Source organism: Massilia sp. 01N417 (assembly GCF_056399645.1).
Map to the genome: position 1 here is coordinate 64338 of NZ_JBFTRS010000028.1, position 23509 is coordinate 87846.

At 65.8% G+C, this 23509-nt stretch carries 24 protein-coding genes and 1 pseudogene; 10 read left to right on the plus strand and 15 right to left on the minus strand.

The genetic code is table 11. The annotated features are described in order from the left end of the window. Positions 1-3: 3 nt before the first annotated feature. Together AC1DOQ_RS23985 and AC1DOQ_RS23990 are read right to left on the minus strand one after the other, a co-directional pair. Positions 4-936, minus strand: coding sequence for a DnaJ C-terminal domain-containing protein (locus tag AC1DOQ_RS23985; protein WP_477369916.1), 933 nt, complete (start codon positions 934-936; stop codon positions 4-6). Positions 937-1029: 93 nt separating this feature from the next. Beyond that, positions 1030-1428 carry a hypothetical protein gene (locus tag AC1DOQ_RS23990; protein ID WP_477369919.1) on the minus strand — a complete coding sequence of 133 codons (399 nt, stop codon included), beginning with the start codon at positions 1426-1428 and terminating at the stop codon, positions 1030-1032. A gap of 310 nt (positions 1429-1738) precedes the next feature. On the opposite strand from AC1DOQ_RS23990, the pseudogene AC1DOQ_RS23995 reads away from it, so the two are divergent. The 3 genes and pseudogenes from AC1DOQ_RS23995 to AC1DOQ_RS24005 form a co-directional block, all read left to right on the plus strand. Then, positions 1739-2500, plus strand: a pseudogene (locus AC1DOQ_RS23995) (c-type cytochrome); the annotation flags it as partial. Between the two features lie 64 nt (positions 2501-2564). Further along, a complete protein-coding gene (locus AC1DOQ_RS24000; protein WP_477369922.1) occupies positions 2565-3974 on the plus strand; it encodes an MATE family efflux transporter in 1410 nt (469 codons plus the stop codon). Between the two features lie 91 nt (positions 3975-4065). Then, positions 4066-6285, plus strand: coding sequence for a S9 family peptidase (locus AC1DOQ_RS24005; protein WP_477369924.1), 2220 nt, complete (start codon positions 4066-4068; stop codon positions 6283-6285). Positions 6286-6385: 100 nt separating this feature from the next. On the opposite strand, the gene AC1DOQ_RS24010 is transcribed toward AC1DOQ_RS24005, so the two are convergent. After that, positions 6386-6565: a CsbD family protein gene (locus AC1DOQ_RS24010; RefSeq protein ID WP_442123642.1), complete on the minus strand. Its 180-nt coding sequence runs from the start codon at positions 6563-6565 to the stop codon at positions 6386-6388. Between the two features lie 149 nt (positions 6566-6714). Between AC1DOQ_RS24010 and AC1DOQ_RS24015 the strand changes: the two genes are divergently transcribed. Together AC1DOQ_RS24015 and AC1DOQ_RS24020 are read left to right on the plus strand one after the other, a co-directional pair. Next, entirely contained in the window at positions 6715-7821 is a 1107-nt protein-coding gene (locus tag AC1DOQ_RS24015) for an AI-2E family transporter (protein WP_477369927.1), read from the plus strand. A gap of 45 nt (positions 7822-7866) precedes the next feature. Further along, positions 7867-8340, plus strand: coding sequence for a hypothetical protein (locus AC1DOQ_RS24020; protein WP_477369930.1), 474 nt, complete (start codon positions 7867-7869; stop codon positions 8338-8340). A 4-nt stretch (positions 8341-8344) separates the two neighbouring features. Here AC1DOQ_RS24020 and AC1DOQ_RS24025 read toward each other — a convergent pair whose 3' ends face one another. The 5 genes from AC1DOQ_RS24025 to AC1DOQ_RS24045 form a co-directional block, all read right to left on the minus strand. Then, positions 8345-8902 (minus strand): DUF2939 domain-containing protein, encoded by a 558-nt coding sequence (locus AC1DOQ_RS24025; protein WP_477369933.1) that lies wholly within the window; start codon positions 8900-8902, stop codon positions 8345-8347. A gap of 76 nt (positions 8903-8978) precedes the next feature. Next, entirely contained in the window at positions 8979-9158 is a 180-nt protein-coding gene (locus AC1DOQ_RS24030; RefSeq protein ID WP_442123638.1) for a CsbD family protein, read from the minus strand. A 195-nt stretch (positions 9159-9353) separates the two neighbouring features. Then, the gene (locus AC1DOQ_RS24035; protein ID WP_477369978.1) at positions 9354-9977 is read right to left on the minus strand and encodes a class I SAM-dependent methyltransferase; all 624 of its coding nucleotides are present in this window, start codon (positions 9975-9977) and stop codon (positions 9354-9356) included. A 138-nt stretch (positions 9978-10115) separates the two neighbouring features. Next, entirely contained in the window at positions 10116-12197 is a 2082-nt protein-coding gene (locus tag AC1DOQ_RS24040) for a M13 family metallopeptidase (RefSeq protein ID WP_477369936.1), read from the minus strand. Between the two features lie 47 nt (positions 12198-12244). Next, complete coding sequence (locus AC1DOQ_RS24045) at positions 12245-14860, minus strand: M1 family metallopeptidase (RefSeq protein ID WP_477369939.1); 2616 nt, start codon at positions 14858-14860, stop codon at positions 12245-12247. Positions 14861-15182: 322 nt separating this feature from the next. Between AC1DOQ_RS24045 and AC1DOQ_RS24050 the strand changes: the two genes are divergently transcribed. Together AC1DOQ_RS24050 and aac(6') are read left to right on the plus strand one after the other, a co-directional pair. After that, on the plus strand, positions 15183-15464 hold the full coding sequence (locus AC1DOQ_RS24050) for a flagellar protein FliT (RefSeq protein WP_477369942.1): 282 nt from the start codon (positions 15183-15185) through the stop codon (positions 15462-15464). Positions 15465-15553: 89 nt separating this feature from the next. After that, positions 15554-16012 (plus strand): aminoglycoside 6'-N-acetyltransferase, encoded by a 459-nt coding sequence (aac(6'), locus tag AC1DOQ_RS24055; protein WP_477369945.1) that lies wholly within the window; start codon positions 15554-15556, stop codon positions 16010-16012. Between the two features lie 8 nt (positions 16013-16020). Here aac(6') and AC1DOQ_RS24060 read toward each other — a convergent pair whose 3' ends face one another. Both AC1DOQ_RS24060 and AC1DOQ_RS24065 read right to left on the minus strand, forming a co-directional pair. Then, positions 16021-16410, minus strand: coding sequence for a winged helix-turn-helix transcriptional regulator (locus AC1DOQ_RS24060; RefSeq protein WP_477369948.1), 390 nt, complete (start codon positions 16408-16410; stop codon positions 16021-16023). 358 nt (positions 16411-16768) lie between these two features. Next, on the minus strand, positions 16769-17851 hold the full coding sequence (locus AC1DOQ_RS24065; protein WP_477369952.1) for a type IV pilus assembly protein FimV: 1083 nt from the start codon (positions 17849-17851) through the stop codon (positions 16769-16771). Positions 17852-17946: 95 nt separating this feature from the next. Between AC1DOQ_RS24065 and fumC the strand changes: the two genes are divergently transcribed. The 3 genes from fumC to AC1DOQ_RS24080 all read left to right on the plus strand — a co-directional run bounded on the left by fumC (position 17947) and on the right by AC1DOQ_RS24080 (position 20126). Beyond that, a complete protein-coding gene (fumC, locus tag AC1DOQ_RS24070; protein WP_477369955.1) occupies positions 17947-19341 on the plus strand; it encodes a class II fumarate hydratase in 1395 nt (464 codons plus the stop codon). 115 nt (positions 19342-19456) lie between these two features. Next, the gene (locus AC1DOQ_RS24075; protein WP_477369958.1) at positions 19457-19669 is read left to right on the plus strand and encodes an RNA-binding S4 domain-containing protein; all 213 of its coding nucleotides are present in this window, start codon (positions 19457-19459) and stop codon (positions 19667-19669) included. Between the two features lie 166 nt (positions 19670-19835). Then, positions 19836-20126 (plus strand): DUF883 family protein, encoded by a 291-nt coding sequence (locus AC1DOQ_RS24080; RefSeq protein ID WP_477369961.1) that lies wholly within the window; start codon positions 19836-19838, stop codon positions 20124-20126. 36 nt (positions 20127-20162) lie between these two features. Here the strand turns inward: AC1DOQ_RS24080 and bufB are convergent, their stop codons facing one another. From bufB to AC1DOQ_RS24105, 5 genes are all read right to left on the minus strand, one after another. Continuing rightward, complete coding sequence (bufB, locus tag AC1DOQ_RS24085) at positions 20163-21839, minus strand: MNIO family bufferin maturase (RefSeq protein ID WP_477369963.1); 1677 nt, start codon at positions 21837-21839, stop codon at positions 20163-20165. 3 nt (positions 21840-21842) lie between these two features. Then, entirely contained in the window at positions 21843-22124 is a 282-nt protein-coding gene (locus tag AC1DOQ_RS24090) for a BufA1 family periplasmic bufferin-type metallophore (protein WP_477369966.1), read from the minus strand. A gap of 198 nt (positions 22125-22322) precedes the next feature. After that, complete coding sequence (locus AC1DOQ_RS24095) at positions 22323-22523, minus strand: YjfB family protein (RefSeq protein WP_477369969.1); 201 nt, start codon at positions 22521-22523, stop codon at positions 22323-22325. Between the two features lie 65 nt (positions 22524-22588). Then, positions 22589-23113: a molybdopterin-guanine dinucleotide biosynthesis protein B gene (gene mobB / locus AC1DOQ_RS24100; RefSeq protein ID WP_477369981.1), complete on the minus strand. Its 525-nt coding sequence runs from the start codon at positions 23111-23113 to the stop codon at positions 22589-22591. A 1-nt stretch (position 23114) separates the two neighbouring features. Beyond that, positions 23115-23509: general secretion pathway protein GspB (locus tag AC1DOQ_RS24105; RefSeq protein ID WP_477369972.1), on the minus strand; the 395-nt coding region annotated here is incomplete at its 5' end.

Below are 23509 nucleotides of genomic sequence, written 5' to 3' on the forward strand. Positions count from 1 at the left end.
CGCTCAAGCTCCTATGCGTTCGCGTGGGTTGAAGGCGAGGTCGCGCGCCATCGTCTCGTACAGTTCGCGCGCGCGATCGCTGGTGGCCGGCGGCAGCACCACGTCCAGGATCAGGTAGAGGTCGCCCGGCTGCGAAGATGGAATGCCCCTGCCCTTCAGGCGCAGCTTGCGGCCGCTCTGCGACGCCGGCGGCACCGTCACCTCGACCGCGCCGGACGGCGTCGGCACCGAGATGCTGGCGCCCAGCGCCGCTTCCCACGGCGCCACCGGCACGTTCTGGTAGACACTGGAACCCTCGACGCGATAGCGCGCATCGGGGTTGAACTGGATCTCCAGATACAGGTCGCCCGGGCCGCCGCCGCCGATGCCCGGATGGCCCTGGCCCGCCAGGCGCAGCTGCTGTCCCGGCGTCACACCCTTCGGAATGTTCACGCTCAGGGTCTTTTCCTGCTGGCCGGCACGCAGGCTGATGGTGCGCGTGGCGCCCTGGTAGGCATCGCGCAGGTCGATCGAGATGGCGGCGTGGATGTCCTCGCCGCGCATCTGGAAACCGCCGCCGCCCATGCCCGCGCCGCCGCCGCGGTGGCTGCGCCCTCGCCCCATGTGCGCGAACAGGTCGGCAAAGATGTCTTCCGCGCTGCCGCCTTCGCCCCCGCCGAAGTCGTACTGGCCGTACTCGCGGCCCCAGTCGGGCGGCGGCTGGAAGCCCTGGCCCTGGCGCGGGGCCTGGCCGAGCGCATCGTAGGCGGCGCGTTTCTCGGCGTCGCCCAGCACCTCGTAGGCCTCGTTGATTTCCTTGGTCTTCTCGGTCGCGTTCTTGTGCTTGCTGACGTCCGGGTGATATTGCCGGACCAGCTTGCGGTAAGCCTTCTTGATGTCGTCCGCGGACGCGGTCCTTTCGACACCAAGGGTCTGGTAGTAGTCCTTGTATTCCACGAGCGGGCTCCTGGATGGGGTTGGATGGTTTGGATCAGCCTTATCTGATGGTGACAGGCTAACATTTCAACCAGGAGCACATCGTTATGGCATTTAAAAAATATACTCCCTCCGCCTTTCGGCGATCTGCTGCGCGGACTGCTGCTGCTCGGGTTCGAGGATGCGGCGCACAGCCTCCTCCGTAAGCGGCCTGTACAGGATGGCGCTGACGCCATCGAGCGTCCCCTCGGCGGGCGGCGCCGACTCGGGATCGGCCAGCAGGAGGATGGTCGCTTCCGGCAGACATCGCTTCAGTTCTCCCGTGAGGGAGCGCCGGTCGCCTGGGATATGGGCCGTACAGGTAACGATCAGATCGAACTGGATCAAACGGGCAGCGTATAGCGCCTTTTTTTGATTGAAGACCGGGGTCGTCAGGTACCCCATCGATGACAGCACAGCGGCAGTGTTGTTACATAGTTCCGAGTTTTTTTCCAAAATCAAAGCATACTTCATGGACCATCCCTGTCTTTTTTGTAACTTATGGTCGCCATTATAAAGGGATCGAAAGCATAAGGACAAACCAATCGGATCGCATCCATGCACCGCGCGTATGACTCCTGATCCCGCACATGCCCCCATCGTTCGACGAGCTAGCCAACACTTCTGAGCAGTGCTAAATTTGCAATTCCATGTATTTACCAGAGGGGGCCGGCGCATGAGCATGAGCAAATGGGTCAAACGGACCAGCATCGCGCTGGTGGGGCTCGCCCTGCTGGGCGTGGCCGCCACCGTGGTCGGCAAGGCGCTGGGCGAGCGCAAGATGATGCGCAACGTGGTACTGCAGGTGCGGCCGCTGGACGTGCTGCCGGATCCGGCGCACATCGAGCATGGACGCTACCTCTACAACACCCGCGGCTGCGCCGAATGCCATGGCGCCAACGGCGCCGGCAAGACCGTCATCAGCGATGGCGGCATGCACGTGGTGGCGCCCAACATCACCGCAGGTCCGAACGGCACCACGGCGCGCTACCAGCTGGTCGACTGGGTGCGCACCGTGCGCCACGGCGTCAAGCCGAACGGTAATCCGGTCATGATCATGCCCAGCGAGGACTACAGCCGCCTCACCGACGAGGACATGGCAGCGCTGATCGCCTTCCTCCAGCAGATGCGCCCCGTACCCGGCAACAAGGCCGTGATCGAGGTGCCGGTCCCGGTGAAGGCCCTGTATGCCTTCGGCGTGATCCAGGACGCATCCGAAAAGATCGACCATGCGCAGCCGTCCTTCCGTCCGGTATCGGCCGCCGTCACGCCGGAATACGGCGCCTACGTGGCCAACGCCTGCATCGGCTGCCATGGCGCCAATCTCAGCGGCGGCAGGATCCCCGGCACACCGCCGTCCTGGCCGGCGGCCGCCAACCTGACGCCCGGCAAGGGCAGCGCCATGACCCGCTATCCGACTCCGGAACTGTTCATGGCCATGCTGCACAGCGGCCAACGCCCGGACGGCAAGCCGGTCAGCCCCGTCATGCCCTTCGGCTCGCTGAAGCAGATGAACGAGACCGACATGCGGGCGCTGTACGCCTATCTGAAGACGGTGCCGCCGCGCCCACCCTACAGTAGAATCATCGGTTTCGTTCGCAAACCGAGCCATGACGTCCGCTACCACCATCACGCAGTCTTCCAACCCCGTCCGCACCGAGATCGCGACCCTGTGGCGCCTGTCGTGGCCGATGCTGGTCGGCCAGCTCGCGACGGTCGGCATGGGCGTGGTGGACGTGGCGATGACGGGCCATGTCAGCGCCGCCGAACTGGCCGCGGTCTCGCTCGGCACCTCGGTGTGGTCGATCATCCTGGTGACCGTGATGGGCGTCATGATGGCGGTGAACTCGGTGGTCGCGCACGAGATGGGCGCCGGGCGCTTCGACAGGATCTCGCACTCGGTGCGCGAATCGCTGTGGATGGGCCTGCTGGTCGGCATTGCCGGCTGTGTGGCGGCCAACCTGTGCGCGCTGCTGTTCGACCACATCGGCCTCGAACAGGCGGTGGCCGATCGCGCCAAGACCTTCCTTCACATCATCAGCCTCGGCATGCCGGCCTTCGGCTGCTACCGCGCGCTGTACGGCTACACGACCAGCATCAACCAGACCAAGCCGATCATGGTCATCGCCATCCTCGGCCTGCTGTACAACGTGGTGCTCAACTGGGGCCTGATCTTCGGCCATTTCGGCCTGCCCAGGATGGGCGCGCTGGGCTGCGCGGTGTCGACCGCCAGCGGCGTGTGGCTGATGCTGGCCGCCATGATCGGCTGGATCAAGTTCTCTCCGGCCTACCGCGCGACCTACCCGTTCACGCACTGGGAAGGTCCGAACTGGCGCGAGATCGGCAGCATGCTGCGCCTGGGCCTGCCGATCGGCGTCACCCACTTCGCCGAGGTCAGCGCCTTCGGCATCGTCAGCCTGCTGGTGGCGCGCTTCGGCGTGGTGCAGGTGTCGGCGCACCAGATCGCGCTGAACTTCACCTCGCTGGTGTTCATGGTGCCGATGAGCTTCGGCATCGGCACCCTCACCCGCGTCGGCCAGGCGATGGGCGAAGGCAATGCGCAGCGCGCCCGCTTCGTGGCCTGGACCGGCACCGCCCTGTGCGTCTTCTTCGGCCTGCTGTCGGCCATCTTCATCGCCCTGTTCCGCTGGCAGATCGCCGCCATGTACACCTCGGACGCCGTGGTGCAGGCCACCTGCGCCCTGCTGCTGCTGTTCGCCGCCATCTTCCAGCTGTCCGACTCGACCCAGGTCGCGGCAGCGTCGGCGATCCGCGGCTACAAGGTCACGCGTTCGCCGATGGTGATCCAGATGATCGCCTTCTGGGGCGTGGCCCTGCCGGTCGGCTGGATCCTCGGCCTGGCGCCCGCATGGTTCCCGTGGTCGCCGGCCGAACCGATGAAGGCCACCGGCTTCTGGATCGGGCTGGTGCTGGGCCTGACGGTGGCGGCGGTGCTGCTGGCGTGGTCGCTCAACAATCTGTCGAAGCTGCGGGTACGCGAAGCCCGCTCGGCTTCTTGAAATGCAAGGCACATATTTACAGCGCTCGGCGCCTTACTCTGGTATCGTCTCGCCCGTTGCACAAAATTAATTTTTATCCGCGAGACAATCCATGCGCCTCATTCTTGCCCTTCTTGCCGCCCTGGCGGCCGTTCCCGCATCCGCGGAACGCCTGACCCTGGACCGCATCTACGCCGACCCGGCGTTGTCCGGCCCCGGCGTTCGTAACGTACGCGTGTCGCCCGACGGCGAACGCGTGACCTTCCTGCGCGGCCGTGCCGACAACCAGTTCCAGCTGGACCTGTGGGAATACAATATGAAGGACAAGACCACGCACCGCCTGGTCGACTCCAAGAAGCTGGTCCCGCTTGAAAACCTGTCGCTGGAAGAAAAGGCGCGCCGCGAACGTGCGCGTACCGCCAGCCTGTCCGGCATCATCAGCTACAGCTGGTCGCCGGATGGCAAGCAGATCCTGGTGCCGATCGCCGGCGACCTCTACCTGGTCGACGTCGCCAATCCGGACAATGCGCGCAAGGTTGCCTCGGGTAACGTCGGCGATCCGAAGATTTCGCCGAAGGGCCGCTACGTCTCCTTCGTGCGCGACCAGAACCTGTTCGTGATCGACCTGTCGACCGGCAAGGAACGCCAGCTGACCACCGACGGCAAGGACACCATCCACAACGGCGAAGCCGAATTCGTCGCCCAGGAAGAGATGGGCCAGCGCACCGGTTACTACTGGGCGCCGGACGATTCCGCGATCGCCTACAAACGCTACGACGAAGCCCCGGTGCCGGTCGCGCGCCGCTTCGAAATCTTTGCCGACCGCACCGAAGTCATCGACCAGCGCTACCCGGCCGCCGGCGATCCGAACGTGCTGGTCGACCTGATGATCGTCGACCCGGCAAGCGGCGCACAGAAGAAGGTCGACCTGGGTCCCGAAAAGGACATCTACCTGGTGCGCGCCGACTGGAGCGCGGACGGCAAGAGCCTGGTCTACCAGCGCCAGTCGCGCGACCAGAAGCGCCTCGACCTGGTCGCCGTCGACGCCGCCAGCCTGGCGCAGCGCACCCTGCTGACCGAAACCTCGAAGACCTGGGTCAGCATCCACGACGACCTGAAGTTCCTGAAGAACCGTCCGGCCTTCATCTGGGCATCGGAGCGCAGCGGCCGCAACCACCTCTACCTGTTCGACCTGGACGGCAAGCTGCTGCACCCGATCACCAGTGGCGAATGGGGCGTCGACAACATCCTGGCCGTGGACGAGGATGCCGGCAAGGTCTACATCGCCTCGAACAAGGATGCGGTGATGGACAAGCAGACCTATGCGCTGAACCTGGACGGCAGCAATGCCGACAAGCCGGTGCGCATCACCAAGACCGACGGTATGCACGACACGTCCTTCGCGCGCAACGGCAAGATCTTCGTCGACACCTTCTCGGATCCGAAGACCCCGCCGCAAGTGTCGATCCGCAAGGCCGACGGCACGATGGTCGAGTGGCTCGAGCATAACGAGATGAACGCGAACCACCCGTACGCGAAGTACATGGCGGACCACCTGCCGACCGAGTTCGGCAGCATCAAGGCACACGACGGCCAGAACCTGTACTACTCGATGATCAAGCCGGCCAACTTCAATCCGGCCAAGCGCTATCCGGTCTTCCTGTTCGTCTACGGCGGCCCGCACTCGCAGCAGGTCACCCGCGGCTGGGGCAACCTGTTCAAGCAGTACATGGCGCAGCAGGGCTTCGTGGTGTTCACCCTGGACAACCGCGGTTCCTCGCGCCGCGAGCGCGCCTTCACCGACGTCATCTACGGCGAACTGGGCAAGCATGAAGTCGAAGACCAGCTGACCGGCGTCGACTGGCTGGCCAAGCAGAGCTTCGTCGATCCGAAGCGCGTCGGCGTGTTCGGCTGGAGCTACGGCGGCTTCATGACCCTGCGCCTGCTGGAAGCGGGGTCCAGCAAGATCGCGATGGGCGTGTCGGTGGCGCCGGTGACCGACTGGGCACTCTACGACACCCACTACACCGAGCAGTTCATGGGCGCGACGCCGAAGTCGAATCCGGAAGCCTACAAGCAGAGCGGCGTGTTCGCCCACCTGGACGGCCTCAAGTCGCCGCTGCTGCTGGTGCACGGCATGGCGGACGACAACGTGCTGTTCACCAACAGCACGCGCCTGATCGACGCCCTGGTCAACCGCAACGTGCGCTTCGAGCTGATGACCTACCCGGGCGCCAAGCACGGCATCTCCTCGCGCACGGGCCAGCGTCACGTGTACGGGATGATCGAGGCCTTCTTCAAGAAGAACCTCGGCGGTACCGGCGCTAAATAAGCCGTAGGGTGGGCTCGCCGGGCCCACGAATGAAAACAGCCGCTCGAGAGCGGCTGTTTTTCGTTGAACGCGGGCACGGCGTGCCCACCCTACGAAGCGATTACTTGGTCGCGTCGTGGATGGTTTCCTGCGCATCGCCCAGGGTTTCCTGGGCCTTGCCCTCAGCCTGGTTCTTCAGGCCTTTTGCCTGTTGTTGCTTGCTGTCGACCAGCTTGCCGGCTTCTTCCTGGATTTTGCCGCCGATGTCTTTCAGTTTGCCTTCGACTTGATTCGAGTTCATGGTGCTCTCCTTTCATTGACTGTGGATTCAATGATAAGAAAACTTGATTGACGGCTCCGTTCGCGCACGCACATAGCTCGTCGATACGATCACGGCGGCTGCAAACGAATCTGGTGCCCCGCTCCAGCCGACTGTGAGAGCATGCCGGTATGAACGAACAGATCCCTTCACCCGACGGCGAACAGGCCGGGCCGGCGCCCATGCAGCGCCGCGTCCTGCGGCGGCACGCTCTGATCGACGGTATCGCCATCGTCTTCCTGGCCCTACTGGCAGCCGTGTATTACGCCGCCAACGCCCTGCTGCTGGTGTTCGCCTGCATCCTGTTCGCGATCCTGCTGTATGAGCTGAGCGTCCTGCTGTGCCGCCGATTCGGGCTGAACCGCAAGCTGGGGCTGGGCATCGTGGTGGCGGTGCTGCTGCTGGTGATCGGGCTGGGCGGCTGGGCAATGTCGCCGCAGATCACCGAGGAGGCCAACCAGCTCGCCAAGGATGTGCCGGCCTCGCTGGAGCGCCTGCAGCAGATGGTCGGCCAGCATCCCCTGCTCAAACGCATCGCGGACGAATTGCCGCAGCCCAAGCGGCTCATGCAATACCTCGGCCAGATGGTGCCGAATGCCGGCCTGTTCTTCGGCGGCGTGCTGGGCGCGGTCGCCAACGTCGCCATCATCCTGTTCGTCGGCATCTATTTTGCCGTGTCCCCGCGCAGCTACATCGATGGCTTCTTGAAACTGGTGCCACCGCCGAAGCGCGCCCGCATCCAGCAGGTGCAGTACGAGATCGGCCGCACGCTGGGACGCTGGCTGCTCGGCACCTTTTGCGCAATGCTGATCGCGGGGATCGCGACCTCGATCGGGCTGAGCCTGCTCGGCGTCCCGCTGGCGCTGATCCTCGGCATCATCGCCGGCCTGCTCGACTTCATCCCCTATGTCGGCCCGATCATGGCGGGCGTGCCGGCGGTGCTGATCGCGCTGTCGGTGGATCCGCAACTGGCGCTGTACACGGTACTGCTTTTCCTCGGCATCCAGATGCTGCACGGCTATGTGCTGCAGCCGCTGATCGACTCGCACACCGTCCGCATCGCGCCCGGTCTGATCATCGTGATGCAGCTGGTGTTCGGCACCATCTTCGGCTTTGCCGGCATCGCGCTGGCGACACCGCTGACGGCCACCTTGATGGTGCTGATCAAGATGCTGTATGTCGAGGACGTCCTCGGCGACCGGCCCCAGGAGCAAGGCGGCGCGCCGCCGCGTGGATAAAGGCTAGCATGGCTTTACCCAACAATTGCAAAGGACACCACGACGATGAACACGCCCGCCCTGCTCCCCTCCGCCCTGATCGGCGCCGTCGCCAGCGCACGCTCGATGACGCCCATGGCCACGCTCGCCACGGCCCGCCTTGCCGACCGCGATACGCCGGGCGAACTGGCCCTGCTCGACCGCCCCTTGTTCAAATACGGCGCCCTCGCAATGGGAGTTGGAGAACTGTTCGGCGACAAGATGAAAACGGCGCCCGACCGCACCGTCTTCCTGGGCCTGCTGGCGCGCGTGCTGAGCGCCGGGATCGCCGGTGCGGCGCTGGCGCCGAAGGGCCAGGAAAAGGCCGGCGCAGCGGTCGCCGTGGCCACCGCCGTACCGCTCGCCTACCTGACCCTGGCCGCCCGCAAGCAGGCCATGGCGCGCATCGGCCAGACCCGCAGCGGGCTGATCGAAGATGCCTTGATCGTCGCCGCGGGCGCCGCGATCGTGGCGCTGGCGACGCGACCGGAAGGCGATTAGGTTCTTAGTCGGGAAGCCGGATATCGGTCAGCTTCCAGTCCGCAAACCCCCGGCGCTGCATGACGAGCGCCATCGTATCTTTCCTGGCGCCGTCCCCTTCCCTTTCGCCACGGAAGAGGATGGTGTCGGCGCCCTGCCTTTCGGTGTGCCAGACGGTCTTCCTGCGCTCGCCGCTATCCTGCCCGCCGTCGGCGCTTCCACCGTTCTCGTTCTCGCTCTCGCTCTCGATCTTGAACTTCCCTTCGCGCATCGCAAACATGATCGCTTCCGGGCGCACCGCCGTGTCGATCAGTTTGTCGATCAGCACGCCTGCCAGCAGGCTGCCGAGATTGTTGCCGGCGTTCGCGCTGTCTGGTTGCAGGCGCGCCGCGAACTGGCTCTTCAGGCTCTCACGCACCTTGGGAAAATCGACGCGCTCGTTGAAGCGCCCCGCGTCGGCCGCCACCGCGGCATCGCGCAGCTCGCGCATCGCCAGATAAGGCGACCAGTACCAATAGGCCGCCACGCCGGCAAGGAGAACGGCCGCCAGGGCCGGGAGAATCCGCTTCTGTAATGATTTCATTGCCGGATTCTAATTGGAAAAGAAAACAGCCGCACGAGGCGGCTGTTTTGGGAGGTACACGCTTAGGCAATGCAGATCAGCGGTTACCCTTGCCGACGATATCTTTCGCGTCGCCGACCTTTTCCTGCACCTTGCCTTCGACCTGCTTGTTCAGGCCTTTGGCTTGTTGCTCGCTGCTACCAACGGCTTTGCCGACACCTTCCTGAATCTTGCCGCCAATGTCCTTGGCCTTGCCTTTGATCTGGTCCTTGTTCATGGACACCTCCTTTCGTTAAGTTCACGAATCCTCGGCCCGCTGCGCATCCCATCCGGTGGACCGCCGAGACTGGTGGCGGTGTCGAGGTCCCGTTGCTACCGCTCGGCTGTCGAACGGCACAGGTTCATCTTGGGCCGATTACGGCCCTCACTCTGTTCGCCGGTTAACGTAGTGGAATCAATTCTTGTAGCGGAATCAGTTTTTCCGCCACACACTGGCGAGCCAGGGCTGTTGCTCGCGCGGCAGGCCGGCCGGGCGGTAGTAGTGGCGGACCGGCGTGAAGCCGGCCCCGGTGACGAAGGCTTCCCAGGCGGGATAGTCGTGGAAGCAGCCCCAGCGCGGGCCGTTCCAGCCCTCTTCGTTATGGCCGCGCGGGTTGGAACTGAACAGCACGCCGCCCGGCTTGAGCGCGGCGTGCAGCTCGCCCAGCACCTTGGGCAGCAGGCTGCGCGGCACGTGGAAGAGCGAGGCGTTGGCATAGATGCCGTCGAACATCTCGTCCGGCAAGTCGAGGTCGATGAAATTCTGCAGCCACACTTCGCAGCCGCTGTATTGCGCGGCCATCTCCACGAAGCGCGGGCTGCCGTCCAGGCCGATGGCGCGGTGGCCCATGTTCCTGAAGGTCTTCAGGTCGCGCCCCGGGCCGCAGCCGAGGTCGAGGATGGTGTACGGCGGATCGGCCTCGATCGCGTCGAGCAAGGCCGCGATGTTCTGGCTGACGTCGTGGTCTATGGTGCCGGCGAAGAAACGCGGCGCCACTGCATCGTAGTGATGCAAGGTACGTTCCGAAATCTCGCGGAAGTCGTCGTTCTGTCCCATACATGGATGCGCGCGCAGCATGCGGCGCTTAAGGTCGAGATAATGCTGCTTCATGGACCACCTGCAACAAGAATGCCAGGCCCCTGATTCTAGGCCTGGCAGTCTCGCTGCCGGCGTCCCTTACCTTCTACAAACTAATTACCAGACGCGAACACGCTCGTCCGGCGCCAGGTAGAGCTTCTGGCCCGGCTGCACGTCGAAGGCCTTGTACCAGGCGTCCAGGTTGCGCACGGTGGCGGCGCGGTACTGCGGCGGCGCGTGGCCGTCGGTCAGGATGCCGCGGCGCTCGGCCGCTTCGCGCGCCTTGTTGCGCCAGCTGTGCGCGAAGCCCAGGAAGAACTGGCGGTCGCCCTCTTCGCCGGCTTTATTGCCAGAGGCAAGCTTGTAGGCGTCGTAGGAGGCGGCCAGGCCGGCCAGGTCGGCCAGGTTTTCCGACAGCGTCAGCTGGCCGTTGACGGCCAGGTCCGGGAAAGGTTTATAGCTGTTGTACTGCGCCACCAGTTTGCCGGACGCGGCCTTGAAGTGCTCCATGTCCTGCCTGGTCCACCAGTCGCGCAGGCGGCCCTGGGCATCGAACTGGGCGCCCTGGTCGTCGAAGCTGTGGCTGATCTCGTGGCCGATGATGGCGCCGATCGCACCGTAGTTGCTGGCGTCGGAGGCCTTCGGATCGAAGAACGGCGGCTGCAGGATCGCGGCCGGGAAGTTCAGCGCGTTCTGCAGCGGCAGATTGACGGCATTGACCAGCTGCGGCGGCATCGACCATTCGGTGCGGTCCGGCTTGCGGTGCAGCTTGGCGATCTCCTGGGCGGTGTGGAATTCGTCGGCGCGCACGGCATTGCCGAAGGCATCATCGAGCACGACCTTCAGGCCTTCATACGACTTCCACTTGTCCGGATAGCCCACGCCCACGTACAGGGTCTTGAGCTTTTCCTTGGCCTGGGCGCGGGTGGCCGGCGCCATCCAGTCGAGCTTGTCGACACGCTTGCCGAAGGCATCGACGATATTGCCGACCATCTGCTGCAGGCGCGCCTTGTTCTCGGCCGGGAAATATTTGGCGACGTAGATCTTGCCGACCGCCTCGTCCATCGCCTCGTTGGTCGCGGCCAGCGCGCGCTTCCAGCGCAGCGACTGTTGCGGCGTGCCGCTGAGGGCCTTGCCGTAGAACTCGAAACGCTGGTCGGACACGGCCTTCGGCAGCACGCTCGCCATCTGGTTGATGCGGTGGAAGGCCAGGTAGTCCTTCCAGGTCTGCAGGTCGACCCTCTGCACCAGCGCGGCCTCGCCCACCACCGCGCCCGGATGCCAGACGATGAATTTCTGCTGGTCGCCCAGGCGTGCGGCCTTGAAGAAGGCGTTCCAGTCCATGCCCGGGGCCTTGGCCGTGAAGTCCTTCGCGGTCCAGGTGTTGTCGGCCTTCTGCACGTCGGCCGAATCGGCGCGGGTGGCGTGGGTGTTGGCGATGTCGACTTCGAGCGCGAACACCTTGGCGGCCTTGGCCTCGGCATCCGCATCGCCGTAGCCGGCCAGTTTCAGCATCGCGGCGATGTGCTGCTGGTACTTGGTGCGCAGCTCGGCCATCTTCGGATTGTTGTCCAGGTAGTAGGCACGGTCCGGCATGCCCAGGCCGCCCTGCAGGAGGTAAGGCATGTTGCGCGTGGTGTCGTGCAGGCCCTGCGCCACCCACAGGCCGAACACGTTCTCGGTGAAGAAGTGGGTGTTGTTCAGCGGGTCGACGTCGGCGCGGATCGATTCGCCCAGCGCGCGCGTAAGGCCGGCCTTGTCCTTGATGGCCTCGATCTTCGCCAGCATCGGCTTGAGCGGGGCGATGCCCTTGCCTTCGATGGCCGGCTCGTTCATGTAGGAGCGGTAGTAGTCGGATACCTTGCGCGCCTCGCCGCCCAGTTTCTTGTCGCCGGCGAGGTCCTCGATCATCTTGACGATGCGCTGGTTGGTCTCTTCCGCCAGCGCGCCCATCGCGCCCCAGGAGCTGCGGTCGGCCGGGATCTCGGTCTTCGACAGCCAGTCGCCGTTCGCGTAGGCGAAGAAATCGTCGCCCGGGCGGATGGCCGCGCTGCCTTGCGGCGCTTCGGCCCTGGGTGCATTGGCCGGCTGCGCCTGCCCTGCTGCCTGCCCTGCTGCGTGGCCCGGCATCGAGATGACGGCGGCGCCGCACAGGGCGAGCACGATCGCCGTCTTTACTGGTGTCCAGCTGGTCTTCATGGAGTTCCCTTCTTGTTGATTGATCTGTTTATTGTAGTACCTGGGGTTCATTTCAGCGCCTCGCGCACCTGTGGCAGCAGGCGCGCCTTCTGGGCCGCGCGCACGCGCACGCCATTGGCGACCCGCTGCGCTTCGACCTGGGCGTCGGCCTCGAAGTTCTGGCGAACGAAGTCTTCCATGCGCTGGGCGTCCTGCAAGCTCGAGGAAGCGGTGACGAGACCCGGGAACACCCGGTAGCGGTTCAGCGCATCCTGGGTTTTCATCAGCGGCTCGCGGTTGGCGACGGCGAAGTTCCAGGCCTGGTCGAGGTGTTCGCGGCCCACGCCCAGCACGATGCGGGCGACCATGGTCGGCGGCGTCGACGGCGCCAGCGACATCTGCAGCACCTTGTCGGCCAGGGCCGGATCCTGGACCTGGGTCAGCGCCCCGGTCAGGCGCGAACGCTCCTCGTTGTTCTGGCTCGCGGCCAGGCGCCCGGCGATGGCGTCGAAGGTGGCGGCGTCGGCGTAGCGGCCGGCGGCCGAGGTGACGAAGCCGATCATCGCCGGGCTGACCGCGGCGGGGTCCTTCAGCCAGCGCTGGAAGCGGCTGCGGGCCTCGGCGATCGCCTCTTCGTCGCCGGCGCGGGCCAGGACGCCGGCCAGCAGGGCGCGCAGCTGGGCGTCTTCGGCGGTCTCGCCCGGCTTTTCGTCCCAGCCCAGCTTCGCCAGCTTCGGCCTGGCGAAGCCGATGATGAAGCGGCGGACCTGCGGCCGCTCCGGCTCGCCGCGCGCCAGCGCATCCAGGAAGTTCAGGTCGGCGACGATCGACTCCCACACCGCCAGGCGCGGCTCGTCGGCCAGCTGCCCGGCCAGCTTCAGCCAGGCCTCGAGCGGCACGCTGCCGGCCGTGACCTGGGTCCAGGTGTCGTTGAGGAGCTTCAGGCGGGTGGCGTCCGGCAGGTGCGCGGCCTGGCCGGCCAGGGCGTCGAAGCTGGGACGGTCGTACTGGATGCGGAAGTAGCCGACACTGTGCGGATCCACCACCAGCGCACCTTCGCAACCCGGCAGCATCAGCTTGGTACTGGCGCCGGACAGCAGGGTATACATCGCCTTGCCGTTCACGGTACCGACCTGCACGGGCACGTTCCACAGCCGGTTTTCCGTGGCCGGCTCGTCGAGGCGGAACTGCTGCTGGCTGAGGCTCACCTTGCGCTTGCCGTCCTCGCAGGCCTGTTCGACCTTGATGAGCGGGAAGCCCGGCTGGGTGGTCCAGTCCGAGGCCAGCTTGCCGACCGGCTTGCCGGACGCCTGCTCCAGCGCGGCCCACAGGTCGGCCGAGGTGGTATTCGAGTACTGGTGCTTCGCCAAGTAGGCGCGGATGCCCTTGCGGAAGGCGTCTTCGCCAAGATACGCCTCGAGCATGCGCAGGAAGGCCTGGCCCTTCTCGTAGGTGATGTCGTCGAAGGCGTCGGCGGCCTGGGCTTCGGTCTCGACCGGGGTCTGGATCGGGTGGGTGGTCTTGCGCGAGTCGAGGTTCATGACGCGCTCGCGGTCGCCGATGTTGGCCAGGTAGGGCCGCCACTCCGGGTGGAAATGCTCGGTGGCCTTGGACGCCATCCAGGAAGCGAAGCCCTCGTTCAGCCACAGGTTGTCCCACCAGGCCATGGTCACCAGGTTGCCGAACCACTGGTGGGCCATCTCGTGGGCGTTGACCGAGAAGGTGCCCTGCTTGACGCTTTCCGGGCTGGTCTTCGGGTCGTACAGCAGGGTGTTCTCGTTGTAGACGATGCCGCCCCAGTTTTCCATCGCGCCGTTGAAACCGTTCGGGATCGCGATCTGGTCGAGCTTGGCCAGCGGATACGGCACGCCGAAGTAGTTGTTATAGAAGTGAAGCAGGTCGCGGCTGGCGCTCAGTGCGAATGCGCCCTTGTCCTTCTTGCCTTCGGTGGTGACGACGCCGATCTCGACCCCGTCCTGCCTGGCACTGATGCGCTCGAACTCGCCGGCAGCCAGCACCACCAGGTAGCTCGGCATCTTCGGGGTCGGCTTGAAGCTGATGCGCTGCTTGCCGCCGGCAAGCTTCGCCTGCTTGTCGACCGGGGTATTGGAATAGGCTTTCAGGCCCGCCGGCAGGTCGACCGACAGGCGGAATTTCGCGCGGAAGGCGGGCTCGTCCCAGGTCGGCAGCATGCGCCGGGCGTCGGTCGGCTCCATGGTGGTGGCGATCAGCTTCTTGTCGGCCTTGCCGGCCTGGTAATTTACATAGAACAGGCCGCGCCCTTCCCGGTTGATCTTGCCGCGGAAGGCCAGGTCGAGGCGGTAGCGTCCCGGCGCCAGTTCTTGCGGGAGGGTGAAGCTGAGAGTCTCCTGCTTGTCGTCCAGCACCGGCGTCAGCTTGAGCTGCTTCATGCCCTTGCCCGACAGGGCCGCGCTCTCGATCTCCAGGGCGGCGGCGTTCAGCATGATGGTCGAGGTCGGCTTGAGGACCTCGATCGCTATGCCTTCGGTGCCGCTGAAGGTATTGGCCTCGATGTCCGGCGCCAGGTGGGCGATGTATTCGACCGGAATGACGTCCTTGGGCAGTTTGCCCGGTGTCTTGTCAAAAGAAAACGGTGCCTCGGCGTGGGCACTAATGGCGGCAATGGCCAGCGCGGTAGCGCCGAAGGCCTGGAATCGTCTCATGGACTTTTCTCCCTCTCTCTCATCTTGTTATCGTCGGCGCTGCTGTGGCGCACCGATCCACCCTGCACTATAAGCAAGAGAAATGGCAAGGATGACAGGATTGCGACAGACTGCAAAAAGCCGCGCTGGATTGCACGATCCGGGGAGCAGGTCGCGTTCCGCCCCTTTGCTTCGTGCGCCACGGTTCGTTGCAAACGGGCATCATCTTGATGTCGAAAAATTTTTAAAAAAATCTTTCGAAAACCCTAAAGTTCCCTAAAGTGGCGCCGTTAAGGTCTTAGATACCCGGCAATCCGGCCGAAAAAATTGCTTTTGGTGCACCATGACCTCCAACGAAGTCCTCGCCATGTACGAAAACATCGCCGCCCTCAGCGGCCGCATGGCAGCAGCAGCCAGCGAAGGCGACTTCGACGGCCTGGCCCGCCTGGAAACCCAGTGCGCCCTGCAGGCGAGCGCCACCAAATCGGGCGTTCCGGCTCTCGAAGGTGCCCAGCGCCTGCGCAAGATCGACCTGCTCAAGCAGATCATGGCCAACGACCGCGCCGTGCGCGACGTGACCGAGCCCTGGCATGGGCAGCTCGAGCGGGCCATGAGCGCTCACTGAATCCTGCCTGCCCGGCGTGGCCGGCAAAAAGCACAACCCCTGCGATGGCGACGTCTCAGGGGTTTTTTCTTGTAAAGGCGTTCTGACACATGCATATCACCATCCTTCCCTGCGCGTCGGCCGGACAGGACGGCTGGCTGGACTTCCGCCAGGCGCTGTGGCCGGACTGTCCCAGGGACGAACACCTGGCCGAGATGCAGTCCGCCCTCGCTCTGCCGGACAAATACGCGCAGTTCCTGGCTTGCGGAGCGGACGGCCGGGCCGCCGGCTTCGTCGAAGCCTCGCTGCGCACGGACTACGTCAACGGAACGGACAGCTCGCCGGTCGCCTTTCTCGAGGGGATTTACGTGGCGCCATCCTGCCGCCGCCAGGGCGTCGGCAGGCTGCTGGTTGCCGCCGTGGCCGCATGGGCCAGGGCGCGTGGATGCAGCGAACTCGCATCGGACGCGCCGCTGGACAACGTGGTCAGCCATGCCATGCACACCGCGCTGGGCTTCGAGGAAACCGAGCGGGTCGTGTACTTCCGCAAACTCCTGGCCTCTTCCTGATCCCGGCCTCAGGCGCCTTGCGCCGTCGCGGCCACCCTGCCCTGCGCCGCCAGGATCCCCGCCATATTCCCCTCGATCCACTCGGCCAGCTCACCCAGCTTGCCGCTGATCTCCTCCCCCAGCGGCGTCAGGCGGTACTCGACGCGCGGCGCCGCCGTGTGGACGATGCGCTGCACGAAGCCGTCCTGTTCCAGCCAGACCAGGGTCTGGGCGAGCATCTTCTCGCTGATGCCGCCGACCTTGCGGCGCAGCTCGCCGAAACGCTGGGCGCCGTCGCCCAGGGCCACCAGCAGCAGGACGCCCCAGCGGCTGGTCACGTGCTTGAGTATTTCGCGCGAAGGACAATGTTCGGAAAATATATTGCCGCGCAGGGCGGGGTGCGGGGATGCATCGTTCATGGATTCTCCTTGCCAACCATGACATCCTAAGCCAAGCCGGGAAACTCAGCTGTCGCGTTGGACGCAGGCAAGAAAAAACCCGCTGCGGAAGATCCGAGCGGGTTTTCAGGAATTGGGGAGTGCGAGCACCAGGTATCTCCTGGCGTCGCCTCTTGCCGGTTGCATCCGGCGTTCACCTGCCACTGTAGGCAGGCAAACCGCTTCCGGGTACAGGCGTTTCTTCAACGATCATCTGGTTTCCGCGCCACGCTATCGGTGGTGGCTGCGCCAGATCCTGAGCCGTTTTTGTGGTCAAGAAGATCACATGCGGACCAGTATAACGCAAATTTCGAGCTTGTGTAGACGAGTTTGTGCGCGCCTATTCGAAAGTCGGCTCGACCGCTTCCGGCGCCGGTGCCGGCGCTGCCTTCGCCGCCGGCGCGCTGCGCGCACCGATGCGCTGGCGCAGCCGTTCGATCAGGCGCGGCGCGGCCGGGATGTCGACATTGCGTACCGTCCGCTTACGCCGGCGCAGCAGCAGCAAGGCGGCGCCCGAAGCCAGCAGCAGCGCCGCCGCGCCGCCGATCCAGCCCCATGGCAGACCGGATTCCGGTTCGGGCGGCGGGGTCTTGGGCTTGCGCGGCACCAGGGGCTTGATCGCGCTGATCGGCTTGGGACCGGTCGGCTTGTGCGCTGCCTCGGGTGCCGGCGCCGGTGCGCCCAGGCTCGCCTGCAAGGACTTCACTTTGCCCTCCAGCACACCGATCTGTTTTTTCAGTTCGGCGTTCTTGCCGTCGAGAGCGACGCAGACGCTGGCCTGCTCGGTTGACCGTGCGCAGGCGGCCGGCGCGGCGGCCTGGCGAGCCTGTATCGGCAGCGGCAATGGCTGCGGCGCAGACGCTTTCGGTTCCACGTCGGCGGCCGGCGCGGGCTTGCGCACGGCGATGGTTTTGCGCGGAGGTGCGGCGACCGCCACCGGCGCGGCCTTCGGCGCAGGGTCCGTATGCGTCACCGCAGCCGGGACCGGAACGGGGACCGGGATCGGCGCCGGAGCGGGAGCAGGCGCCGGATTCGGGTCCGGCGTCAGCCACAAGGTCGCCAGGCGCACTGCCCTCTGTCCCTTGTCGACCAGTTCCAGGTAAAGGTGCAGGTGCTCGCTGTCGACCTGGCGCAGCGTCGTCACGTGCAGGAACTGGCGGCCGTTGCGCCGCATCACCGACATATTGACGCTCGCCAGCGCCGGCGGCACGGCGATGCCGGCGCCGTTGTAGACCTCGGGACTGGCCAGCCGCACGGACACGGCCGCCGACGGGTCGTCGATCATCGCCAGCTCGATGTCGGCCACCAGCGGCTGCCCGATGTGGGACGACACGCGCGCCTCGCCCAGTTCGGCCGCGTGGGCGGAACCGAGGGCGGACAGCAGGACGAGCGTGGACAGGAGACGGCGGGAGCAGTGGCGCATAAGTGATAGAAATTCAAAGCCTCAACGTCATTAACGGCCGTTGCGGTACACTCTTTAACCGTGCTTCCCTACTAACAAAAAGTCAGGACATGTCTATGGAAAACAGGATCGAGAAGGACAGCTTCGGGCCGATCGAGGTGCCGGGCGGACAACTGTGGGGCGCGCAGACCCAGCGCTCTCTGCACCACTTCCATATTTCGACGGAAAAGATGGCGCCGGAGCTGGTCGCTGCGCTGGCCCAGGTCAAGCGCGCCGCCGCCGCCGTCAATCGCTCGCTCGGCAAACTGCCGCAGGACAAGGCCGATGCCATCATGCGCGCCGCCGACGAGGTGCTGGAAGGCCGCCACCCGGGGGAGTTCCCGCTGTCCGTCTGGCAGACCGGTTCCGGCACGCAGAGCAATATGAACATGAACGAAGTGCTGGCCAACCGCGCCTCCGAACTGATGGGCGGCGAGCGCGGCGAAGCCAGATTGCTGCATCCGAACGACCATGTGAACATGGGCCAGTCCTCGAACGACATGTTCCCGACCGCGATGCACGTCGCCGCCGCCATCGCCGTCGCCAAGGACGTGCTGCCGGCGCTGTCCAGGCTGCGCGGCACGCTCGACGTGAAGGCGCGCGACTTCGCCGACATCGTCAAGATCGGCCGTACCCACCTGCAAGATGCGACTCCGCTGACCCTGGGCCAGGAATTCTCCGGCTATGTCGCCCAGCTCGAATTTGCCGAGCACGCGATCAAGAACACCCTGCCCGGCCTGCTGCAACTGGCGGCCGGCGGCACCGCGGTCGGCACCGGGCTGAACGCGCATCCGGAATTCGCGAACCGCATCGCGGCTGAAATTTCTTCGCGTACCGGTCTGCAATTCAAGAGCGCACCGAACAAGTTCATGGCGCTGGCCGGCCACGACGCGATGGTGCTGGCGCACGGCGCCTTCAAGACCCTGGCCACGGCCCTGATGAAGATCGCCAACGACGTACGCTGGATGGCGTCCGGGCCGCGCTCGGGCCTGGGCGAGATCACGATTCCCGAGAACGAGCCGGGCAGCTCGATCATGCCGGGCAAGGTCAATCCGACCCAGTGCGAGGCGATGACGATGCTGTGCTGCCAGGTGTTCGGCAACGACGTCGCCCTCACCGTCGGCGGCTCGCAGGGCAATTTCGAGCTGAACGTGTTCAAGCCGATGATCGCCCATAACTTCCTGCAGAGCGCGCGCCTGCTGGCCGACGGCATGCGTTCCTTCGACGAGCATTGCGCCCAGGGCATCGAGCCGAACCGCAAGCGCATCGGCGAGCTGATGGAGCAATCGCTGATGCTGGTGACCGCCCTGGCCCCGCATATCGGGTATGATCGCGCCGCGCAGATTGCCAAGACTGCCCAGCACGAAGGCCTGACCCTGCGCCAGGCGGCGCTGCAGTCCGGCTTCGTCGACGAGGCGCAGTTCGATCAGTGGATCGTGCCGATCGAGATGACGCGGCCGCATCCGGGCTGAGGCGGACAAGCTCCACCGTCGTGCCCGGCATTGCCGAACCCGACTCCCCGCTTGCGCGGGGACGAGGTCTTTGCCGGTCTCAACAGTACGACGCCGATTTTTAACCGAGGATAGAATGCAAACAACAACTTTTGAACTGACATCGGAGTTCATCGAACTCAACCAGCTGCTCAAGATCATCGGCTTCGTCGATAGTGGCGGTGCCGGCAAGAACATGGTCGCCAGCGGCGTGGTGTCGGTCGACGGCAAGAAGGAACTGCGCAAGACTGCCAAGATCCGTGCCGGCCAGGTCGTGAGCGTGGGCGATGTTCGGATCACCGTCCGCTGAAAAAGTTCCGCTTCGCTCACAAAAAAATGGTGCGTGCCGCCGGGCGCACCTGCCGGGCGCACCGGATTAGCCGTCCCCGGCTGTAGGGGTGCCGTTTGCGCGCTGACAAACTTGGGCAGTCCTCCTTCTCTATATTGAAGACGTACTACGGCAAAAGGTGAGGAAGATGGATACCCCAGACCCCAGCGCAATGACGCAGCAGAGGCTCATCGGCGACCTGCGTCTCGTCATCGAAAACGCGGAAGAACTGCTCAAGAACACCGACCACTACACCGGTCTGGTGTACCAGAGCGCACGCGCCAAGCTGGCCATGGCGTTGAATGCAGCCAACGAGGAACTGGCCCGTTTCGAAGAGGAACAACTGTCCCGGATGATCGAAGCCACCCGGGCCGCCAACGAACTGCATCACGACCAGACCGGCGAAGAGCGCATCCTGCGCGCCTTTCACTACCACTGAAACACCCGCGGGCCCAGGGCCCGCGCCGGCCCTGCCTCACGCCGTGGGCGGGCCGGCTTCCCCGAAGTCCTCCACCCGCACGATCGCCGTCACCACCCCGCTCTTCAGCCAGCCGTCCAGCCAGGCCGCGATCGGCGCATCCTCGTCCAGGTCGAAAGCCGCATCGAAGGCGGCGCCGAAACTTTCTCCATTTGCCAGCCGCAACAGCGCCGCGTATTCCGCCGCATCGATTTCGCGCACCGCCACCTGCCAGCGCGCGCGCAGGATCATTGCGTGGCCGGGCCGGCGCTGCGGCTCGCCGGCAGCGTCCGCCGCCAGCCAGAAGGCGGCCGTCGCCCACCCCGCGGCCTGCAGCCGCAGCGAGGGATGCAGGACGGCGCGGCTGGCTTCGAACTGCTGCGGGCTCAGGGTCGGCAGCACGGCCAGCGGCGCGCCTTCGGCCCGCAATATGGCGTCGGGGGCATACCAGGATTCGTGCACCGACCATTCGAGGCGCGCAAGATCGGGCAGCCAGGGCCGGTCGCCATCACCTCCGATGACGTCCGCCAGTTCCGCGCCGAAACCGTTCAGGTCCGGATCGCAGGCCGGGTGAGCTCGTCCATAGGCGCGCGCCAGGGCATCGAAGTCCTGCTCGCCCAGCACCTTGCGCAGCAGCGGATAGGCGGATGCCAGCGCGCGGCGCCAGGCGTTCACGAGATTGCCGCGGTAGATGCCCAGGCGCGCCGGATCGCCCTTGAGCCGGGATGCCAGCTGGGGCAGTCGGGCGGCATCCAGCAGGGCTGCGCCGAAGGCCTGCTGCAGCGCGTCCAGCGCCTCGATGCCGGCCGGCTGTGCGGATGGCGGCCGGGGCAAGGCCGGGGTGGATGCCGGCACAACGGCAGGCGGCACCCCGGCGGCAATGCGCCCGGCCATCGCCACCTCTTCCAGCAGCACCTCGAGCGCCGGTAGGTCCGTATCCCACTCGATCAGGGCCGGCACGGCGCCGAAGCGCGCCAGCGCCTCGCGGTACAGCGCCCACACTTGCGGCGCCACGCGGTCGCCATGGTGGTCGATGACGGCATGTTCGGCGACCAGGTGGCCGCCCAGGTGGAGTTCGCCGACCGTCCCCGGCGCCAGCCCGGCCAGCGCATCCAGGGCCGCCAGCGCGTCCTCGCCGTGGTTGCACTGGTTGACGTAGAGATTGTTCACGTCGAGCAGGATGCCGCAGCCGGTGCGGCGCGCCAGGGCGGCGAGGAATTCGGCCTCGCTCATCGCGTCATCCGTAAAGCGCAGGTAGGTGGAGACGTTCTCGACCAGGATGCGGCGCTTGAGCGCCTCCTGCACGCGCTCGACGCGGTCGGCGACCAGGTCGAGCGCGGCGCCGTCCAGGCGCAGCGGCAGCAGGTCGTTCAGCTGGCGGTCGCGCAGCGCGCCCCAGCTCAGGTGTTCGGAGACGAGGGCCGGTTCGATGGCCGCGGCCAGCTCGCGCACGCGCTGCAGATGCCGTTCGCAGAAACCCTGCGCCGAGCCGAGACCCAGCCCGACACCGTGCAGGCTGAGCGGATAATCGCGCCGCAGCGCCTGCAGCACATGCCAGTCCCAGCCCGAGCGGGCCAGGTAGTTTTCGGTATGGACTTCCAGCCAGCCGGCCGCCGGGCGCTGCTCCAGCCACTGACGGTAGTGCGGTGCGCGCAGGCCGATGCCGACGCCGCGCGCCGGACGCGCCTCGTCCACGGCTTATTTACCCTGCTTGCCCTGTTGCGGCGGGTTCAGCTTGCCGCCCGACTTCTCGCAGCTGCCCTTGGGCACCGAGCGCCACTCGACCGGATCGTTGTCGACCGCCGCCTGGCCGGCGCAGCCATGGGTGGCGGTGCCGCAATCGTTCTGGCCGGCCTTGGCCACACCGTAGCATTTTTCCTGCTCGCCCTTGGCCTGCATGTCCATCTGGCCGCCGGCCGAAGCGTTGGCGGCGCACACGCTCGCGAGCGCGGCAGCAACGAGTGCTTGTCGTTTATTCATGGATAGGGATCTCCTTCGGAATGCGTACGCCGGCGGGGACGGCCTTGTGCGGCTGCGCATGGGCAGCGATGGTGGCGGCAAGAGCGGGTCATTATGCGGCCTGCCCTCGCGCCGGGTACGTGGATCGAATAACGCGCCGGACGGCGATCCTGTTGACGCGCCCGGCTGGTTTTTTGCCGGCGCCGGGCCGGCAAGGGTTCAGGCGGTGGTGTTGACGTTCTTGCCCAGGTGCGCCGGCAGGTTCTGCGCCGGCGCGGCGGCCTGCACCGCGTCCAGCAGCTGGGCGGCGGTCGAGGACTGGATGTCCTGGGCCTTTTTCAGCACGGCCATGCTGACATCCTGACGGGTGCCGGTATCGGCGATGCTGGTGGCGAGCTTGGCAATACCCATGACGTCCATGACGATCTCCTCTGTTTGGTCCCACTGCGGGTCATCCTGTATTAACGGCAGGGCCGGCCAGAACTTTAGAGTGCTGCCGCGATGCGCCGTTTAATCCAGCGCAACACCGTGGCCGGCTGGTTCAGATCGAGCCAGTCGACGCCGGCGGCCAGGCCGGATGGCGCCGGGACGTCCGACGCCACCGCGGCCACCTGCGCATCGTCCGGGTACAGCGGCGCCCGTCCGAGCTCGGGCCGATACACCTCGAGCTTGGTGATCGCTGCCCATTTATAGCCTTCGACCAGGGTCAGGTCGGCCGGCGCCAGGCGCGCCAGCTGCTCTTCCAGCGAGGGCTCGGGGGCGCCGCGCAGCTCGTGCATGATCGCGAAGCGGTAGGGAGAGGCGATCATGACCTCGCCGGCGCCGGCCTGGCGCAGGCGGGCGCTGTCCTTGTGCGGCGGTTCGAGCACGATGTCGTGGTGGCTGTGCTTGATGACGTTGACACGCAGTCCTTCGGCCGCCAGCCGGCCCACCAGGTATTCCAGCAGCGTGGTCTTGCCGCTGCCGGACCAGCCGATCACGCCCAGCACCTGGCCGGCCGCCGGCCGCATCTCAGTAGGCGACACGATAGCGGATCCCCCTGAAATTCATCACGGCCGCCTTCGGCAACAGCCTTTCCAGCAGCAGCCCCGGCGCGACTTCCTCGCCTTCGTGGCGCAGCGCCTTGTCGACGATCAGCAGGCGATCCGCCGGATTCGCCGAATACATATAGCCGCCGAAAGTCACGCGCGGGATATCGCGCTGGATGACGTCGGGCAACTGGTGCAGGTAGGGATAGCTGTCTTCCGGCACCGGCGCAGGTGCCGGTGCGGGCGCCGCGGCGCGTGGTGCTACGGCGGGCGCCGCCGCAAGCGCGGGTCCGGCGGCCGGYGCCGCCGGGCGTACCGGCGCAACGGCCCCTGCCCTGCCGGTGGCGTCCGGGGCAGGACGCGCGGGCGCTTCCGCCA